The sequence below is a fragment of the Arthrobacter sp. KNU40 genome, assembly GCF_051515115.1.
Taxonomy (GTDB): domain Bacteria; phylum Actinomycetota; class Actinomycetes; order Actinomycetales; family Micrococcaceae; genus Arthrobacter.
This window is the reverse complement of the sequence record NZ_CP195850.1, coordinates 3,006,068-3,023,692: the sequence shown is the minus strand read 5'-3', so window position 1 is coordinate 3,023,692 and position 17,625 is coordinate 3,006,068. Positions and strand designations below refer to the sequence as shown.

General features: G+C 64.0%; 16 protein-coding genes. 7 read left to right on the top strand and 9 right to left on the bottom strand.

Features of this window, described 5'->3' with window-relative positions; translation table 11 throughout:
* Positions 1-259: 259 nt before the first annotated feature.
* The 3 genes from ACSKT0_RS13940 to ACSKT0_RS13930 all read right to left on the bottom strand — a co-directional run bounded on the left by ACSKT0_RS13940 (position 260) and on the right by ACSKT0_RS13930 (position 4,055).
* Positions 260-631 carry a response regulator gene (locus ACSKT0_RS13940; protein WP_437770331.1) on the bottom strand — a complete coding sequence of 124 codons (372 nt, stop codon included), beginning with the start codon at positions 629-631 and terminating at the stop codon, positions 260-262.
* Between the two features lie 200 nt (positions 632-831).
* Positions 832-3,024 carry a PAS domain S-box protein gene (locus ACSKT0_RS13935; protein WP_437770330.1) on the bottom strand — a complete coding sequence of 731 codons (2,193 nt, stop codon included), beginning with the start codon at positions 3,022-3,024 and terminating at the stop codon, positions 832-834.
* Positions 3,025-3,164: 140 nt separating this feature from the next.
* Positions 3,165-4,055, bottom strand: coding sequence for a ribonuclease Z (locus tag ACSKT0_RS13930; RefSeq protein ID WP_437770329.1), 891 nt, complete (start codon positions 4,053-4,055; stop codon positions 3,165-3,167).
* Between the two features lie 104 nt (positions 4,056-4,159).
* Between ACSKT0_RS13930 and ACSKT0_RS13925 the strand changes: the two genes are divergently transcribed.
* A complete protein-coding gene (locus ACSKT0_RS13925; RefSeq protein ID WP_437770328.1) occupies positions 4,160-5,134 on the top strand; it encodes a dienelactone hydrolase family protein in 975 nt (324 codons plus the stop codon).
* A gap of 33 nt (positions 5,135-5,167) precedes the next feature.
* Here ACSKT0_RS13925 and ACSKT0_RS13920 read toward each other — a convergent pair whose 3' ends face one another.
* Complete coding sequence (locus ACSKT0_RS13920) at positions 5,168-6,721, bottom strand: polysaccharide deacetylase family protein (protein WP_437770327.1); 1,554 nt, start codon at positions 6,719-6,721, stop codon at positions 5,168-5,170.
* Between the two features lie 117 nt (positions 6,722-6,838).
* On the bottom strand, positions 6,839-7,969 hold the full coding sequence (locus ACSKT0_RS13915) for a PDDEXK nuclease domain-containing protein (RefSeq protein WP_437770326.1): 1,131 nt from the start codon (positions 7,967-7,969) through the stop codon (positions 6,839-6,841).
* Between the two features lie 188 nt (positions 7,970-8,157).
* Here ACSKT0_RS13915 and ACSKT0_RS13910 point away from each other — a divergent pair, with 188 nt between their 5' ends.
* From ACSKT0_RS13910 to ACSKT0_RS13890, 5 genes are read left to right on the top strand one after another with little or no spacing between them, the layout of a single operon-like run.
* The gene (locus ACSKT0_RS13910; RefSeq protein ID WP_236811241.1) at positions 8,158-8,352 is read left to right on the top strand and encodes a DUF1918 domain-containing protein; all 195 of its coding nucleotides are present in this window, start codon (positions 8,158-8,160) and stop codon (positions 8,350-8,352) included.
* Positions 8,353-8,389: 37 nt separating this feature from the next.
* Positions 8,390-8,908, top strand: coding sequence for a DedA family protein (locus ACSKT0_RS13905; RefSeq protein ID WP_437770325.1), 519 nt, complete (start codon positions 8,390-8,392; stop codon positions 8,906-8,908).
* A gap of 32 nt (positions 8,909-8,940) precedes the next feature.
* The gene (locus ACSKT0_RS13900; protein ID WP_437770324.1) at positions 8,941-9,744 is read left to right on the top strand and encodes a thioesterase family protein; all 804 of its coding nucleotides are present in this window, start codon (positions 8,941-8,943) and stop codon (positions 9,742-9,744) included.
* The gene (locus ACSKT0_RS13895; protein ID WP_437770323.1) at positions 9,744-10,520 is read left to right on the top strand and encodes a lipoate--protein ligase family protein; all 777 of its coding nucleotides are present in this window, start codon (positions 9,744-9,746) and stop codon (positions 10,518-10,520) included. Before ACSKT0_RS13900 ends, ACSKT0_RS13895 begins: the two co-directional genes overlap by 1 nt.
* A gap of 56 nt (positions 10,521-10,576) precedes the next feature.
* A complete protein-coding gene (locus tag ACSKT0_RS13890; protein WP_437770322.1) occupies positions 10,577-12,877 on the top strand; it encodes an FdhF/YdeP family oxidoreductase in 2,301 nt (766 codons plus the stop codon).
* Positions 12,878-12,893: 16 nt separating this feature from the next.
* Here the strand turns inward: ACSKT0_RS13890 and ACSKT0_RS13885 are convergent, their stop codons facing one another.
* Both ACSKT0_RS13885 and ACSKT0_RS13880 read right to left on the bottom strand, forming a co-directional pair.
* Entirely contained in the window at positions 12,894-13,151 is a 258-nt protein-coding gene (locus ACSKT0_RS13885; RefSeq protein ID WP_236811230.1) for a mycoredoxin, read from the bottom strand.
* Positions 13,152-13,275: 124 nt separating this feature from the next.
* A complete protein-coding gene (locus ACSKT0_RS13880; RefSeq protein ID WP_437770321.1) occupies positions 13,276-13,665 on the bottom strand; it encodes a hypothetical protein in 390 nt (129 codons plus the stop codon).
* A 205-nt stretch (positions 13,666-13,870) separates the two neighbouring features.
* On the opposite strand from ACSKT0_RS13880, the gene ACSKT0_RS13875 reads away from it, so the two are divergent.
* Positions 13,871-15,070, top strand: a complete 1,200-nt coding sequence (locus ACSKT0_RS13875; RefSeq protein ID WP_437770320.1) for an MFS transporter — start codon at positions 13,871-13,873, stop codon at positions 15,068-15,070.
* Here ACSKT0_RS13875 and ACSKT0_RS13870 read toward each other — a convergent pair.
* Positions 15,060-16,307 carry an APC family permease gene (locus tag ACSKT0_RS13870; protein ID WP_437770319.1) on the bottom strand — a complete coding sequence of 416 codons (1,248 nt, stop codon included), beginning with the start codon at positions 16,305-16,307 and terminating at the stop codon, positions 15,060-15,062. The two genes, ACSKT0_RS13875 and ACSKT0_RS13870, sit on opposite strands and share 11 nt — an antisense overlap.
* A 4-nt stretch (positions 16,308-16,311) precedes the next feature.
* Positions 16,312-17,562 carry an Nramp family divalent metal transporter gene (locus tag ACSKT0_RS13865; RefSeq protein WP_437770318.1) on the bottom strand — a complete coding sequence of 417 codons (1,251 nt, stop codon included), beginning with the start codon at positions 17,560-17,562 and terminating at the stop codon, positions 16,312-16,314.
* Positions 17,563-17,625 lie beyond the last annotated feature (63 nt).

Here is a 17,625-nt window from a genome sequence, read left to right as displayed (position 1 = left end):
TGTGGGCAACCCCGGGGGGCCGGCGGCGTCTGGGGTAGAGAGCCCCGAGCCCCGGGCTCCAAGGGCACTCCCGCCGTCGGCCCCGTCCAACGCCGGTCCAGGAGGGCCGGCTGGTCTGTCTCAAGCCGCGGATGTATTCCTGTGTTAATTCAACATCTTTCCGGGCCCTGAAGCACGAGTGCCGCCTACTCGTTTTCCAAGGTACGCGCGGCCACACACGCGCAGAGCCCTACGTAAGCAGGGCTCTGCGCTTCCGCGGTCATTGCGTCCTAGATCCCTCCCGCTGGGGAACCCACCGGTTCAGGGCCGCATCTAGGGCAGCCAGATCGACCGGTTTGCTGAGGTAATCATCCATGCCGGCTGCCAGGCAGCGCTCGCGGTCTTCGTTCTGGGCTCCGGCGGTCATGGCGATGATGGGCAAGCGCACGCTGCCGTTTTCCCTCGCTCGAATGCTCCTGGTGGCCTCGAAACCGTCCATGACGGGCATGTGGCAATCCATGAGCACAGCCGCATAGGAGCGGGCGGCGATGGCGGTGACTGCCTCGGCGCCATCGGCGGCCAGCTCGGCTTCGTAGCCCAGTTTGGCAACCATTTCACGGGCGACGAGCTGGTTCACCTCGTTGTCCTCCACTACAAGGATCCTTCCTTTGGAAGGCCTGGCCGGCCTCGGGGCCTGTGCACGTGCGAACGCCGGCCTGGTCGCTGGCTTGCCAGTTACCAGCCGGATCAGGCGGTCGTAGAGTTCGGAGCCGCGTACAGGTTTCGTGAGCCATTCCCGGATTCCCGCATCAGTCATATCGGTCTTGGATACCTGGGGCGCGGACGTCAGCATCATGAGCCGGAGGCCCCGAAGGCCGGGATCGCTCGAGAGCTCGTAAGCAAGCTCAGGCCATCCATGTCCGGCATGCACATGTCGAGCATGGCGACGTCGAAGGGTTTCCCCGCGGCGGCCGCCGCCCGTAACCGGTCGAGTGCCGTGCGCGCGTCGGCAACCGCGTCCGGCCGCAGCCCCCATGTGTTCAATTGCGATTCCAACACGAACCTGTTGGTGGCATTATCGTCGACCACCAACACGCGCAGACCCGCCAGCAGGCTCGGGACCGGACGCTCCGGAATCGGCCCAGGTTCCGTAGCCAGCGGCAATCGGAGAGAGAACCAGAACGTGCTTCCCTCACCAGGGGTACTGGTCAAACCGATGTCCCCGCCCATCACTTCAGTCAGACGCCGGCAGATGGCCAGCCCCAGCCCTGTTCCACCGTACCGACGCGTGGTGGAGGCATCCGCTTGGGAGAACGAATCGAACAAGCGCAAATGATCAGCAGCGTCGATACCAATACCGGTATCGCTGACCTCGAATCGCACAAGTGCGGTTCTTGCGTCCTGGTCCTCGACGTTCACCCGGATGGCGACTTCACCGGACGCGGTGAACTTCACGGCGTTCGAAGCCAGGTTCAACAGTATCTGCCGGATCCGGCCGGCATCACCAGCCAGCTGTGCGGGAACATCGGGGTGGCAGTACGCGATGAGTTCCAGCCCCTTGCTCTGAGCTGCTTCGGCCAGGAGCGAGGCGACTTCCTCCATGAGGTACTGCGGATCGAAGGAAGTGATGTCCAGGTCGATCTTCCCCGCTTCCAACTTCGAGAAATCCAGGATGTCGTTAATCAGGGTCAACAAAGCTCCGGCGGCAGTCTGAACCCCTTCGGCGAATTTGCGTTGTGTTTCATCCAGCGGCGTGTCCAACAAAAGCGTTGTCAGGCCTACCACTCCGTTCATGGGGGTACGGATCTCATGGCTCATCGTCGCGAGGAACTCGGACTTCAACCTGCTCGATTCCAGGGCCTCCTCCCGGGCGGCCAGCGGGTCAGCATCTGCGGCACGCCGGGCGGTTATGTCCTGGCCGATGGTCGCAATCCCGATGACTCCGTGTTCGCCTCGGATCGGGGAGACCGTCAGGGACACGGGCACTATGGACCCGTCCTTGCGCATCCGGTCTGTCTCGAAGCTGTGGGCCTGTCCGCCATGCTGGACGGCGGCCAGCACCTCGTCCTCGGCCTGGAGGTAGTCCGGAATGAGGAGCCTGACGTTCTGCCCGGTCGCTTCAGCGGCAGTGTATCCGTACAGCTTCTCCGCCCCGGGGTTCCAGCTGGTGATGAGGCCCGCGGGCGTCATACCGATGATCGCGTCAGCCGAAGACTCAACGATGGCGGCCAGGCCCTCCACTTGGGCGAGCGCCTCCCGCGCCTGGTCCTGTGCGCGCTGACGTGAAGTGACGTCACGGAAACTCCAGACCCGTCCCACGATCTCATCACCGACCTGTTGGGGCCGGGAATACCGTTCAAACGTCCGCCCGTCACGGAATTCCAACATGTCCAGGCTCTCCGCCCCCGGATCGGCGTACAGTTCCTGGACCTTGCCTATGAAGCCATCAGGATCAGTGAGCTGGTCGAGGACGAAAGCCAACAGCCGGCCGTCGTCGTGGGACTCCAGGAGATCCGCGGGGATGCCCCACAACTCGGCAAAGCGCTCGTTCGCCCCCGCGATAGTCCCGTCCGCCGCGACGACCAGAATGCCGTCGGCCGTGGACTCAAGGGTGGCACTGAGAAGGGAGAGGGCATCGCGGAGTTCGGCGTCAACGCGGACGCGGTCACTTACTTCCCGGATGGAGGCGACGAGTTGCATGGCCGGGGGGTCGCCTAGGGGAGCGAAGCTGACCTCAACGGGAAACTCTGTGCTGTCACGGTGGCGGCCGAACAGTTTCAGGTCAGTCCCGGCCCTGCGTACTCCAGGATCACGGGCAAAGAGATCCCGGATGGCTCCACCCTGGCCCCTGAACCGCGCCGGAAGCAGCATCTCATAGTGCTTGCCCAGCAGTTCGCTGCGCGAATAACCGAAGAGCTGTTCTGAATAGGCGTTGCCGAACGTGATCTGACCGACCGCGTCGATCACGAGCAAAGCATCCGGCACGGCCTCGACCAGGCCCCTGAAAGAGCCGACGTGATCCGGCGGCCGAATTTCGTTTGTCATTTCGGCCCCCAGAGCTGAATAGATGACAAGCCCGCCCACATCGGCGGACGCGTGGGTGTGCCGGTGTGGCCCTCCCCACGGACAGATTATCCGGGAACCTACCTGAAAGCATCACAAAATTGCCAGGTACTTCGAGTCCGCTACAACCACCGCTGCCGCTTCGGGAAGGGAACCCGGTCCAGGTCGTTCGCGGCCATGACGGCAGCCGCGCCCGACCTCGCCCGGGCTTGCTCCGCCAGCAATCCGACGTCGGGATAGCGCGACGAGAAATGGGTGAGGATGAGCATGCCCGCTTCGGCAGTTGCAGCCAACGCCCCCGCCTGCCCGGCGGTGAGGTGGCGGTATTGCGTGGCGAGGGCGTCGTCGTCGTCGCTGAAAGTGGACTCAGCCACGAGAAGGTCAACGCCCTCGGCGAGTTCCTCAGCACCGTCACATGGCGCCGTGTCCATGACGAAGGCGAAGCTCTGTGCGGGCCTCGGCACGCTCACGTCTTCCAATCGCACGCCGCCCAGGCTCCCGTCCCGCTGCAGGAGGCTGATATCCGATCCGCTGATCCCCGCCGCCGCAAGCCGCTCCGGCAGGAGGCTGCGGCCCTCGGGCTCGACAACCCTGTAGCCGTAGGTCTCGATTCGATGGAGCAGCGGGCGCACCTCCACTCCTGCGGCGATAGGACCGGGTCCGCCGTGCGGATGAAGCCGAAGGTCGATGCCGGGGGACGCAACAGCCACGAGGGCGCGGATCATGTCCTCGCCGGACGCGGGATAGTGCAAGTGGATTGGATGCTCCACCCGGTCCAGCGCCATGCGCGAAAGTACGCCCGGCAGCCCGAAACAATGGTCGCCGTGGACATGGGTAATACAGATGCGCGTGATCTGGCTGGCCGAGACACCCGCTTGGAGCATCTGCCGCTGGGTGCCTTCTCCAGGATCGAAGAGCAGGCCCTCGCCATCCCAATGGAGCACGTATCCGTTGTGGTTGCGGGTCCTGGTCGGGACCTGGGAGGCGGTGCCGAGAACCACGAATTCACGCATGGAACCGAGTGTCTCATTACTTGGCGCCTACACCCACCATCCTGGCACCCTTGCCCGGTGACGGTCTTCGGAGGAGGATATGCGGCACACTCAGGAGGCCTGCCATGATCCAGCTCGGGAAATTTGAAAAGTACCTGGTCGAGGAATTCTTCGACGACTACCGCTCGGGCGACATGTCGCAGCGGGCGTTCATTCGCCGGCTCGCATTTATCACCGGGAGCATGGCCGCCGTCTCCTCGACGATGCTGCAGCTCGGATGCACTCCGGATGAGGTCCCGCGAAGCACCGATCCCATGCCGAGCCCCGAAGCTTCATCCGCCCGACCCGCGGCGACGGCGACTGCCGGGCCGGTACCGGGGGCGAAGAGTCCACTTTCCGTACCTGAGGGAGCCGCTGGCCTTGTGACCGCCACCGTCCGGTTCCCCGCCGGCGGAACCGGCATCAGTGCCTACCTTGCCAGGCCTGAGGGGGCAGATGCGGGACCGGCGGTCCTCGTCTGCCATGAGAATCGCGGACTTACCCCGCACATCCGGGACGTGGCCCGCCGGTTTGCCAAGGCCGGGTACGTTGCCTTGGCACCGGATCTCCTGAGTCGGGAGGGAGGCACACCGAGCGTGGATGCCGACGCCGTGCCCGGAGCGCTGACAAGGGCAGGGGCCGAGCGCCATGTTTCCGATTTTTCCGCGGCCTTCGATTACCTCCGGTCACTGGATTTCGTGGACGGGGAGCGGATCGCGATGAACGGCTATTGTTTTGGCGGCGGCATCACTTGGCAATCCGCGACCGAGATACCCGGCCTGAAAGCCACAGCGGCCTTCTATGGCCCCGCACCCGAGCTGGACAAGGTTCCATCCATCAAACCGGCCGTCTTTGGCGTCTATGCCGAACTCGACCAGCGCATCACCGGCGCAATGCCGGCACTTCGGGATGCGCTCGAAGCCAACGACGTCCGCCACAAGCTCACAGTCTATCCCGGCGTCGACCATGCCTTCCACAACGACACCAGCGAGCGGTACGACGAAACCCAGGCGAGAGCCGCCTGGCAAGACATGCTGGCCTGGTTTGGCGAGCACGTCTGAGTCCACGCCCTGTTGCTTCCCTATTTCACTGCTTCAATTTGCGATGATGGTTGCGCCACGGGTTGGCGACCACGTGATCAAGCCTCCTTGGTAATTCTGGGTGATGGAACCACCCGCTGAGGCGTACTCCTCGCTTGTCGGGTAGCCCAGGCGGCCGTTTTCCCAGCCTTGGGAGGCCCAGGCGGCGTCGATGGCTGCCCTGGTGATGTGTGCGCCGGTGGCCGGTGACCAGTGGATCTGTCCGCCTTGGAATGCTTGGTAGGCGCCGCCGTTCTTGAGTCCGGTGATTTCATTCGTCATGGGGTAGCCCAAGTAGCCGTTTTCCCAGCCTTGGGAGGCCCAGGCGGCGTCGATGGCTGCCCTGGTGATGTGTGCGCCGGTGGCGGGTGACCAGTGGATCTGTCCGCCTTGGAATGCTTGGTAGGCGCCGCCGTTCTTGAGTCCGGTGATCTCATTCGTTATGGGGTAGCCCAGGTAGCCGTTTTCCCAGCCTTGGGAGGCCCAGGCGGCGTCGTTGGCTGCCCTGGTGATGTGTGCGCCGGTGGCGGGTGACCAGTGGATCTGTCCGCCTTGGAATGCTTGGTAGGCGCCGCCGTTCTTGAGTCCGGTGATCTCATCGGTGACAGGCAAGCCCAAGGGGCCGTTTTGCGATCCCTGTGCTGTCCACGCGGCGCCAATCGCTCCGCCCGTGGTGTGCCCGCCCGCTGGTGGCGGTGGCGGTGGTGGCGGCGTCGCCGACTGCCCCAAGGCTTGGGCGACGGTCCGGACCGAGGTGGTTCCGTTGGCAGTCCGCGCAGCCAGCCAAGTGACGAACGTGTCAAAGAGCGTTGGGCTAATGGTCAGCGTGGGATCAGTTCCGACCGCGATGTGGTGGAAAGTCAACTCCATCCATCCGCCGGTGCTTTCGGCGTTGGTGACAAGGTCCTCCAGATTCTGGAGGGTCCATGTGCTGTCGACTTCGTCCGGGGCCTTGGTGACCAGGGGATTTGCCGGGGGAAGGGTCTCAGCGAACGGGCAGCTCGGGCAGCTGGCCGGCGAACGGATGTCGCCCAGCCCTCGTCCGCTGGCAAATCCACAGTTCTTTACCTCAGCTTGGACGGACGCATTTTCGGCGGCAAAAGGATAGGCGAAGTTGTTCACCTGGAATCCCCAGCTTTCCAGCGTCGACTTGCCGTTGCAGATTTCAGCGCTTGCGGCTGCGGCGGTGAGCGTGGTCAGATCCGGGTGAGTAACCGTGTGGCCCCCGATCTCGTTGCCGTCGCCCGCGATGGTGTGCAGATTCGCCTGCGTGAGATAACCCGGGGTGCCGATCCAACTGGTGGTAATGAAGAAGGTTCCCACCAGCCCGTGGGATTTCAACACCTGTTCGGCGGCAAGCTGGTTGCCGTTGCCGTCGTCGAAGGTCAAACTCACGATGGTGGGGGCTGCTGCCCTCGCCGGAACGGCGACTCCGCTGAGGGCTCCCGCGGTGAGCAGCAGGGCACCCAAGACGGCGACGATCCGCTTGTACTTTTTCGGGTTGCTTATCCGACGAAACCCGGCCGCTCGTGGGCCTTGCTTCCTGAAACGCTGATCCAAGCTGAGCATGGCTCCTCCACGAGACGAGGGCCCCCAGGCGGCGTATGAATGTAGGGTACGCCTTCAATCGCGCAGGTTGAACCTAAAAAACGGGCAGCGGCCGAATTCACAGCTTGCGTTCAGGTTCTACGGCAGGGCACGCCTTGCGGCCGCGACGTTTGCCGGTTCGTCAGCCAGTTCGGCCTCGAGGAGTTCGATGCTTGGCAGGCTTGAGGCGAGTTCCTCCGGCAGCGATTCGATGATTTTGCTTTGCCACTCCGACACGCCGATCGGCAGGTTGATTCCCCGCAACGCGTACTCGGCCACCACGTTGTTCTTCTCCTTGCAGAGCAGGAGCCCGATCGTTGGCTTGTCATCGGGATGCGCCAGCAGATCGTCCACGGCTGACATGTACATGCCTAGCTGGCCGACAAATCCAGGCTCGAACTTCACCGCCTTGAGCTCGATCACAACATAGCAGCGGAGCTTCAAGTGATAGAAGAGGAGATCGGCGAAGAACTCATCGCCGTTGATTTCCAACCTGACCTGCTCGCCGACAAAAGCGAACCCTTGGCCCAGTTCCAGGAGGAACTTCTCCACATGCTGGACGAGCTGAAGCTCCAGCTCCCGCTCGTTGCGGCGGTCAGTCATGGCGACGAAGTCGAACACATACGGGTCCCTGGTGGCTTGTTGGGCAAGGTCCGAGTCCGCCGGCATCATGGTGGTCTTGAAATTGGTAATCGCTTGCCCGGAGCGCTCGTGGAGGCGCGTTTCGATCTGATGGGCAAGAACGTTGCGCGACCATCCGTGTTCGACGGCGGCCGCTGCGTACCAGAGGCGGGTCGCGGCGTCGTCGAGCTTCTCAAGCAGCGCGATCTGGTGGTACCAGGGCAATGTTGCAAGCGGCGCTTGCAACATTGGGAACTCAGGCCAAGCCTGGGCGAAAGTCTTCATGTACCGGAGGTTGCGTGGCGAGAATCCCTTCGAACCAGGAAACCGGGCCTGTACGTCCGCCGATAGGCGGGTGACGACTTTGGAGCCCCAGCCTTGCTCAGATTCCCGCTGTGCCAGGTGCCGGCCGATGGACCAATAGGAGGCAAGCAGAGCCTTGTTCGCTGCGGAAATGGCCCGTGAACGTCCTGCGCCGACCTCCTTTGAGACACTGGCAAGCAGTTCGGGGTACCAGTCCGGCATGGAGGTGCGCGCGGGAGGAGCCGTGAACGACGCCGCTGCTGCCGCCGTCGTGGCCTGTTCCGTTTTCAGTTCTTGACTTGGCACTGGCTGCCCTCTTCTGTAGCGACTATGTACGGCGACGCGGTTTGTCAGCCATGTCGTCAAACGTAGGGGAGGGGACTGACACTTTAGGCGCTGCGACGTGCCACTGCCCGGCCAATTGGATGGGCCACCTGCGGCCTGTTCCCACGACGGCCCAACACTCGTAATCTGAATGCTGGGAGGTGGTTCCTGTGGAAGCAGCCCAGGGAGATCGGATCATCATTCATGGCAGGACGGTCGGGGCGGCCGACCGGCACGGCGAGATCATCGAAGTCCGCGGTGCAAACGGTGCTCCGCCGTATTTCGTGCGTTTTGATGATGGCCACGAGACCATCCTGTATCCGGGTGGTGATTTCACGATCGACCGCGCAGTCGGGAGTTCGTAACTCGCGGACCGGCCGCCGCGTTCAGCTAAGGTAAGACTTGGCTGCGGAGACGACCGGGGAGGGACGCGTGGACCAGATCCTGGACCTGCCCTTTGAAGTGGCGCTTGTGGCACTCTTCGCCATCGTGATGGTCCGGGTCAACACGACGTACTGGATCGGCCGCGGCGCGGCGGCTGGACTCGAACGCACGCGTTTCGCACGCGCCTTGCATCGCCCCAAAGCCGGCAAAGCACAGGCCTTGATTCAGCGCTTTGGCCCCTACGCCGTCGTGCTGACCTTCCTGACAATCGGACTCCAAACCGCTGTCAACCTGGCTGCAGGTGCTGCGAGAATGCCGCTCAGCCGGTATCTCCCTGCGGCAATCGTTGGCTCGGGCATCTGGGCCTTCGTCTACGCGACCATCGGCCTGGCGGCGATAGATGCCTGGCTCGCTGTTATGGCGGCCTCCCCTTTGGGTGCCGCTCTCCTGGCCCTCGCAATAGCCGGACTGGCAGTCTGGCTGGTCATGCGGCGTCGACGTCGGACGGCTGTGGCGCCAGAAGATACAGTGGTCTGAGTTCCATTACCGGACCGGCGAAAGGGCAGACGTTGAGTATTGAGCTTCCGGACCTTGCGGAAGGCGACTTCTACTACGAATCCCTCGGGAATGGGCGGTTCCGCTCAACCATCCACGCCCAGGGCGCATGGAATCCGCACGAGCAGCATATGGCGCCCGCATCGGGCATTATGGCTGATGCCCTGCTCCGCCATGAGCCGCGCGACGACGTCCGGATGGCCCGCCTCAGCTACGAAATCCTTGGATTGATCCCGGGCGGCGAATTCAACATCACCACAGCCACGGTCCGCCCCGGCAAAACCATCGAACTGATCCAGGCGGAACTCTCTGCGGCAGGACGCGTGGCTATCCGGGCCACCGCCTGGCGCATGGCAACCAGCGACACGAGTGCCGTCGCCGCCATTGAAGACGTTGAAATGCCGGCCCCGAACGAATGTAAGCCGTGGGACGGTGCGAGCGTGTGGCCGGGTGGCTACATCCGGTCCTTGGAAATGCGGATAGCGGAAGGACACCGGGCAGGCTCGGGCAAAGTCTGGATCCGTACGGAGCATCCCCTCACCGATGCGGCGGACAGCCGCGATGTCGCGAGGCTCGTTGGACTCGTGGACACAGCCAACGGTATTGCCGCGCGCGTTTCGCCGGGCAAGAACAGCTACATCTTTCCCAACCTTGACCTGCAGATCCACATGTACCGTGAACCTGCGGGCGAATGGCTCGGCCTGGACAACATGGTCTCCTTCGGCAATGACGGCATCGGCCTGACGTCCACGGTGCTTCACGACATCAGCGGCCCCTTCGGCCGCGCGGAGCAGATCCTCACGTTGAGGAAAAGCTGATGGTCGAGGACCTCGCCCGGGCACAGCGCACGCTCACGGTGGTGCGCCAGGAAGAGTCGCTCGGCGTCGCTGATGACCTGGACTTCGGGATCGAGCTCCTCAACCGTGCCCGCAGGGGGCTTCTGGCGCCGACGCTGCGGTTGTACCGGCCCCGCCCGACCGTGGCGTTCGGGCAACGCGATGCCAAGCTGCGGGGATTCCAGGCCGCGTCCGAGGCTTGCCGGGACTTCGGGTTCGAACCGTTGATCCGCAAGGCCGGAGGCCGGGCAGCGGCCTACCACCGGGGCACCTTGGTGATCGACCACGTGGAGCCGCACGCCGACGCGATTGCCGGGGCGAAGGCCCGTTTCTCCCTCTTTGGCGAGCTCCTCGCGGGCGCGCTCCGCAGCGTCGGCGTTCAGGCCGCCGTCGGGGAGATCCCCGGCGAGTACTGCCCGGGTGAGTTCAGCGTCCACGGCCTGGATCCGGATTTTCCAACACACCAGATCAAGCTGGTCGGCACCGCCCAGAGGGTGGTCTCCGGGGGATGGCTGTTCAGTTCGGTGATCGTCGTCGAGAACTCGGCACCCATCCGTGAAGTCCTCACTGCCAGCTATGGCGCCCTCGGACTGGAGTGGGATCCGGCCACAGCCGGGGCGGCCAATGACCTTTTGCCGCAGCTGGACGTACCCACAGTGGAGGACGCCGTCGTCGCGGCTTACGCAGAATACGCCGAACTCATCGACGGCGATTTCCAGAGCCTGCTCCCTGTGACGAGCACCAGTACGCCGTTGTAGACGAATACCGCCGGGACTACGCTTGAGGCCACAAACAAGTGGACCGAGGTAGAACAATGGACAAGAAGCCATCCGTTGTCCACGATTCCGACGCGGACCTCACCGTCGGACCGCCGAAGCGATCCGCCGCGGGTTTGCCCAGCCTGGTGGACTCCTTACCCCATGCGTTGAGCCAGATGGGACCGTCCCGCACCTGGAAGTCCCTGCTGGCCATGAACCAGAAGGACGGCTTCGACTGCATGAGCTGCGCCTGGCCGGATCCCCCGGAGCGGAAGCTGGCCGAGTTCTGTGAGAACGGCGCGAAGGCCGTCGGGTGGGAGGCTGATCCGCTCAAGGTTCCGTCCGGTTTCTGGGACGAGAACGACGTCGATTCCCTCGCCGGGCGCTCGGAATACTGGCTGGGCCAGCAGGGCAGGCTCGTGGAGCCCGTCTACAAACCTGCCGGTTCGAGCCATTACCGTCCCATCAGTTGGGACAATGCGTTCCGGATTGTTGCCCGTGAACTGAATGCCCTGGAATCGCCCGACGAGGCCACTTTCTACACGAGCGGCCGGACGAGCAACGAAGCTGCGTTCGTCTACCAGCTCTTCGTCCGGGCCTTCGGGACCAACAACCTGCCCGATTGCTCGAATATGTGCCATGAGTCCACGGGGCTGGCCCTCGGCGAGACAATCGGCGTGGGCAAGTCCGCCGTCAGCTACACGGACTTCGCCAAGGCTGATTTGATCATCATCATGGGCCAGAACCCAGGGACCTGCCATCCCCGGATGCTCACCGCCTTGGAAGAGGCAAAACTCGCCGGTGCCAGCATTGTCGCGGTGAACCCTCTTCCGGAAGCCGGGCTCATCAACTTCAAGAACCCTCAGCGGCCCCGTGGGCTGGTGGGCAAAGGAACGGACCTGGCGGACCAGTTCCTTCAGATCCGCCTCGCAGGGGACATGGCGTTGCTTCAAGCCGTCTCCAAGCGGGTCCTGGAAGCAGAGACGGCGGCACCGGGGGCAGTACTTGACCATGCGTTCATCGAGGAGCACTGCCAAGGACTCGAAGAGTTCCAAGCCCACATCGAAGAGCTTGATGAGCAGGACGTCCTCGCCGCAACGGGCTTGAAGGCGGAGGAAATCGATGAGCTCGCCTCCCGCTACCTGCGCGCGGAGAAGGTCATCATTACCTGGGCCATGGGCCTGACCCAGCACAAGAAGGCCGTGGCGACCATCAAGGAGATCGTCAATCTGCTCTTGCTCCGCGGGAACATCGGCAAACCCGGCGCCGGCCCTTCACCGATCCGCGGGCACAGCAACGTCCAGGGCGATCGGACGATGGGTATTTGGGAGAAGATGCCCGAACCGTTCCTCAACGCCCTGCAGCAGGAATTCGGCTTCGACCCGCCCCGGCACCCAGGCGTCGACTCCGTGGACAGCATCCGCGGCATGCGGGACGGCCGGATCAAGGTGCTCGTCGCGCTCGGTGGAAACCTCGTGCATGCGATGTCGGACACAACTGCGGCCGAGGCAGCCGTCCGCAAGACCCGCTTGTCCGTCCAGATCTCCACGAAGCTCAACCGTTCCCATGCCGTGGTGGGGGAACAAGCGATGATCCTGCCGACGATGGGCCGAACGGAAATAGACCGCCAGGCGAGCGGCGAGCAGTTCGTCACCGTCGAAGACACCGTCTGCGCGGTACACCGTTCGGCGGGAAGGCTGGAGCCGATCTCCGACAAAGTCTTGTCCGAAGTGGCGATCGTGTCCCGGATGGCCGCGACGGTACTCGGCCACAAGGTCCCAGTTGACTGGGCAGGCTTCGAGGCAAACTACGACTCAGTTCGAGAGCACATTTCCCACGTGGTGCCGGGCTTTGAGGACTTCAACCAAAAAGCCCGGAGCCGTGACGGTTTCGTCCTGCCCCATGGCCCCCGGGACGAGCGGAAGTTTCCCACCATCACGGGGAAGGCAATGTTCACGGTCAACGACCTTGAGACTATCCGGGTCCCGGAAGGGCGCCTGTTGCTCCAGACTGTGCGCTCCCACGATCAATTCAACACGACCACGTACAGCATGAACGACCGCTACCGGGGCGTGAAGAAGGGCCGCATGGTGCTTTTTGCGCACCGCGACGACCTGGCTGACTTGGGCCTTGCCGACGGCGGCTATGTGGACGTCCACAGCGAAGCCGACGACGGCGTGGACCGGGTCCTGCGTCAGTTGCGGTTGATCGCCTACCCCACAGCCCGCGGTTGCGTGACTGCGTATTACCCGGAAGCAAACGTCCTTGTACCGCTGGATTCGACCGCCGAAGGCAGCAATACTCCCGCGTCTAAATCCGTGGTGGTGCGCCTGGAACCAGCCGCACCACCTGGATAACTCAGGCTGCGGGGGTTCAGGCGGCGAGGCGCGCTTCGACCTCGGCTGCGGAAGGGTTGGTGGCAGCAGTGCCGTCCGGGAAAAGGACCGTAGGGACGGTTTGGTTGCCGCCGTTCAGCTTCTCCACGAGTTCGGCGGTGCCCTCAACCTCTTCGATGTTGACCTCGTTGTAGCCGATGCCCTTGGCGTCAAGCTGCTTCTTCAGTCGGTTGCAATAACCGCACCAAGTGGTCGAGAACATAGTGATGGTGCCGGATTCGGGGGTGAAGTCCACGGATTCTCCTGCCGTCGTTGTTTTGAACTACTCGCGTCAACGGTAACCCGGCAGGGGCTATTCCTTCGCGCGCATGTGTCACATGACACGCAACGGCGAATCGGGCATGGATTTGGCCGCCCGGCTAGAGCGACTCCTCGACGGCGACGCCGGACTGGAACTCGCGGCCGTCGGCTTCACTGAAGGCCGTCATGACGTGTCCCTTGCCAAGGCCGTTGATCGCCGAGAGGGGGAAATGGCCGGTAATGACGTTCCCCGAGTGTTCAACACCCTTGAGGTCGTAATTTTCTTCGGCGCTTTGGTCATGGTTGAACGAGAAGAAGGCAATCGCCTCCCCGTTCATGAACTCGATGCCCAGTCTTCGTTGAGAGGAATAGTCCGGAGTCGCCGCGACCAGACCCACGACAAAGGCGCCGGAACCAGGGATGTTGCCCTCGATCTCGAACTTCGCCACGAGCGTGGCTTCCGTGGCGGTAATGCTGGCCTGCTTCAGAAGTGCCTCATGGATGCTCATGGCTCAATCCTGCTCTGTGCGACCTCCGCAGTCCACCCCTGATTCGGGTTTTGTCAGAGCTCGTCGGTTGGCCGGATCCAGTCGGGCCGACGTCCAAAATCAGCCCTGACCAGCCGGAAGACCTGCTGATACAGGTACCGGCAGGGCCTCCCTCGCGGCCCGGAAGGCTTCTAGGGTGGAGGGCGTGGATAAACGGAATGGAAGCATGAAGCGTTTGCTCGTCCCCTCTGCGGCGCTGTTGTGGGGGCTCCAGTTCGCATTCCTCAACCCTGCCTTGGCGCTCCTGCTGGTGGCCCTCTTCAACGCCACCCCGGCCGAGGTGGGATGGGTCCTTGCCGTCTACAATGCCAGCGGCTTCGTCGCATCCCTTCTCGTGCCGGCTTATGCAGACCGCGCAAACGACTACCTGCGCCCCATGCTGGCCTGCGGCGTCCTGACCTTGGCGCTCTCCGCACTCCTCGCCGTGAGCACCTCGCTGCCGCTCGCCGTCGTGGGCTTGATCGTCCTGGGCGGCCCGGCGGGGGTCGGCAGCTCGCTGCTGTTCGCCCACCTCAGGCACTCAGGTGCCGGAGCGACCGATGTGGTGAACACGCGCGCAATTGTCTCGTTCGCCTGGGTGGCCGGGCCACCCCTCGCGACCTTCATCATGGGCGCCCTGGGCAATCGGGCCATCCTGCTCGCCCTCGGTGCGGTCGCCGTCCTCAATGTCGCCACCACTGCTGCCATGATTTCCCGGGGGCGTGCTGCCGCCGTCGAGGACCGGCCCAGGGCTCATGGCGAAGAGGATGGGCACCCGTTCTCGAAAACGGGGGTCGCCGCCGTCGTCCTCGGCTTTATCGCCCTGCAGGCAACTAACAGCGCCGCTGTGTCCATCATGGGGCTTTTCCTGACCCAGGGGCTCGGCGTGGACATCATCTGGGCGGGCATCGCGCTCGGCGTGTCTGCCGCGCTCGAGATCCCGGCGCTCTTCCTGATCGGGCGGCTGGCGCGCCGCTACTCGAGCCGGGCGCTCATTGCGTCGGGATGCGTGGCCGGGATCGCCTACTACGCGGCCATGGCGTTTGTCTCCAATCCGGCCACCCTGATTGCGCTCCAGGTCCTGAACGCCTGGTTCTTCGGGATCGTGGCGGGTGTGGGGCTGACCTTGTTCCAGCGGCTGATTCCGCGTCCGGGACTGGCCTCGGGCCTCTACACCAACACGAGGCGCGTCGGCGCGATCGTTTCGGGCCCGATCATCGCTTTTGGATCGACGACGGCGTTCGGCTACCAAGGCGTCTTCGCGACTTGCGCGGCTCTCACGGTCCTGGCCCTGCTTATCATTGGGTTGGCCGGGCGGCCCTCGCGGCGGATGCCGCCTAAGGAACAGCCTGCTGCCTCCGCGCCCGCGCATGACGCTATCGCTTGAGCCTGACCACGCGCAGGATGATGCCGGCCGCGAACATGAGCACGCCCAGGCCTGCCGATAGCGGCGGAAGCGTGGCCACGAGGACTACGCAAGCCAGTGCGCCGAACACTTGGAGCGCTTTGGGATATCGGCGGTCTTCGGCCGGCTGGGTGAACGCCGCAATATTGGCGACCAGGTAGTAGATGAGCACACCGAAAGAAGAGAAGCCGATCGCGCCGCGCAGGTCGGCGACCGCGACGATCACGCAGATCACAACGGCGAGAGTGACTTCGGCGCGGTGCGGGACACGGTAGCGGGGATGGACTGCGGCGAGCCAGTGCGGCAGGTCGTGGTGCCTGGCCATTGCCAGGGTGGTCCGGCCCAAGCCGGCGATGAGCGCCAGCAGGGCCCCGAGGGAGGCGACGGCGGCTCCCACGCGGACCACCGGAACGGCCCAGGAAAAAGTCCCGGCTCCGACCGCGGCAGCGAGCGGCGTTGAGGTTCCCGCCACACGGTCCGGGCCGAGAGTGGCGAGAAGGGTCACCGCGATGATCGCGTAGAGGACGACGGCGATGCCCAGCGCGATCCCTATGGCACGTGGAATGGCGTGCCGGGCGTCGCGGACTTCCTCTCCCATGGTCGCGATCCTCGCGTAGCCGGCGAAGGCGAAGAACAGCAACCCGCCGGATTGGAGGATCCCGTACCAGCCGTGTGCAAGCAGTCCATCGCCGGGGATGTTGGCCGGGGACGGAGCTGAACCGCCCCAGCAGGCTGCGACGCCAATGGCGAGGGCCGCCAGTACCGCGAGAACCAGGATGCGCGTGAGGCCGGCTGTGCGGGTCACCCCGTGATAGTTCACGGCGGCGAGGACGACGACGGCGGCGATCGCCACGGGACGTTCCCACCCCGGAGGGGCCGCATAGGCGGCGAAGGTCATGGCCATGGCCGCCGCGCTGGCGGTCTTCCCGATGACGAATCCCCAACCGGCCAGATATCCGGACCACGGTCCCAGCCGTTCACGACCGTAAATGTACGTACCGCCCGACGTCGGGTATGCGGCGGCGAGCTGGGCGGAGGACGTCGCGTTGCAGAATGCCACAGCAGCCGCGACGACGAGTCCAAGCAGCAATCCTGATCCCGCGGCGGCAGCGGCCGGAGTGAAGGCCGCGAACACGCCGGCGCCGATCATGGAGCCCAACCCGATCACGACCGCGTCAAAGGTACCCAGCCGACGGGCCAGGGCCTGGGGGTTGCTCATGGACCTAGGACTTCCCTGTGACGGTCAAGACGATGAGGACACAGTTGAGGCCCACAATCAGTGCGGCGCTGGTCCACCCGGCAATCTTCAATGCCGTGGAATCCGTGTGGATGCCCATGACCTCGCGCTTGCCGGTGAGCCGGATGAGCGGAATCAAGGCGAAAGGAATGCCGAAGCTCAGCAGGACTTGGCTCAACACGAGCGCCAGGGTGGGTTCGATGCCCGCGCCGAGAATGACGAGGGCAGGGACCAGCGTGACTACCCGGCGGAGCAGCAAGGGCACCCGGATCTTGAGGAGTCCGCCCATGACCGTTGCGCCGGCGTAGCATCCGACGGAGGTCGAAGCGAGGCCCGAGGCTAGCAAGCCGACGCCGAAAGCCACGCCGATGACTGGACCAAGGGCAGATGTCACGGCGGCATGGGCCCCGGCAATCGTGTCGGTTCCTTCGACTCCCCGCAGGCTGGACGCCGCCAAAAGGAGCATGGCGATGTTCACGACTCCGGCCAGCATCAAAGCGGCCGCGACGTCAACGCGGGTGGTCCTGATGAGCCTTGTCCGTACGGCGGGATCTTCCGAGAAACCATGCCGGTCACGGGCCAGGGCCGAATGCAGGTAGATGGCATGCGGCATGACGGTGGCGCCGAGCATGCTCGCAGCGAGGAGGACAGTGTCCGTGCCTTCGAACCGCGGCACCAAACCAGCCAATACTCCACCGGTCTCGGGGGGATTCACGAAGAGCCCCGAAACGAAACCGACGGCGATGACCGCCAGGAGCATCATGATGGCGTACTCAAAGGACTTCTGGCCCCGTGACGACTGGAGCGCCAGGAGCAACATGGATGCCACGCCGATGATGATTCCACCCATGAGGAGCGGCAGTCCGAAGAGAAGGTTGAGGGCTACGGCTCCGCCGATGACTTCGGCCATGTCGGTAGCCCCGGCAACTACCTCTGCCTGGACCCAGAACAGTCTGCGGCGGTGGGTTCCCAAGCGTTTGCCCAGGAGTTCCGGAAGGCTTTGTCCGGTGGCCAAGCCAAGTTTTGCGGACTGGTACTGCACCAGGACCGCCATGATGTTTGCCGCTACCAGGACCCACACGAGCAGGTAGCCGTAGTTGGCGCCGGCAGTAAGGTTTGCCGCGACGTTTCCCGGATCCACATATGCGATCGCAGCCACGAAAGCCGGACCCAATAAAAGCAGCCGGGACTTCCACCGGGTCTTGCTCGCCGGTCGCTCCGCGATAGTCGCAGCCATGGCTTCCTCAACATCGGGGATACGGACATGATGAGGATACCGTTAAGTTAGGCATGCCGAAAA

What these genes read in the sequence shown, in the direction of transcription:
- ACSKT0_RS13935 (WP_437770330.1), bottom strand. Translation starts at nt 3,024, where the DNA reads ATGACAAACGAAATTCGGCCGCCGGATCACGTCGGCTCTTTCAGGGGC.
- ACSKT0_RS13930 (WP_437770329.1), bottom strand. Translation starts at nt 4,055, where the DNA reads ATGCGTGAATTCGTGGTTCTCGGCACCGCCTCCCAGGTCCCGACCAGG.
- ACSKT0_RS13925 (WP_437770328.1), top strand. Translation starts at nt 4,160, where the DNA reads ATGATCCAGCTCGGGAAATTTGAAAAGTACCTGGTCGAGGAATTCTTC.
- ACSKT0_RS13920 (WP_437770327.1), bottom strand. Translation starts at nt 6,721, where the DNA reads ATGCTCAGCTTGGATCAGCGTTTCAGGAAGCAAGGCCCACGAGCGGCC.
- ACSKT0_RS13895 (WP_437770323.1), top strand. Translation starts at nt 9,744, where the DNA reads ATGGTCGAGGACCTCGCCCGGGCACAGCGCACGCTCACGGTGGTGCGC.
- ACSKT0_RS13890 (WP_437770322.1), top strand. Translation starts at nt 10,577, where the DNA reads ATGGACAAGAAGCCATCCGTTGTCCACGATTCCGACGCGGACCTCACC.
- ACSKT0_RS13880 (WP_437770321.1), bottom strand. Translation starts at nt 13,665, where the DNA reads ATGAGCATCCATGAGGCACTTCTGAAGCAGGCCAGCATTACCGCCACG.
- ACSKT0_RS13875 (WP_437770320.1), top strand. Translation starts at nt 13,871, where the DNA reads ATGAAGCGTTTGCTCGTCCCCTCTGCGGCGCTGTTGTGGGGGCTCCAG.
- ACSKT0_RS13870 (WP_437770319.1), bottom strand. Translation starts at nt 16,307, where the DNA reads ATGAGCAACCCCCAGGCCCTGGCCCGTCGGCTGGGTACCTTTGACGCG.
- ACSKT0_RS13865 (WP_437770318.1), bottom strand. Translation starts at nt 17,562, where the DNA reads ATGGCTGCGACTATCGCGGAGCGACCGGCGAGCAAGACCCGGTGGAAG.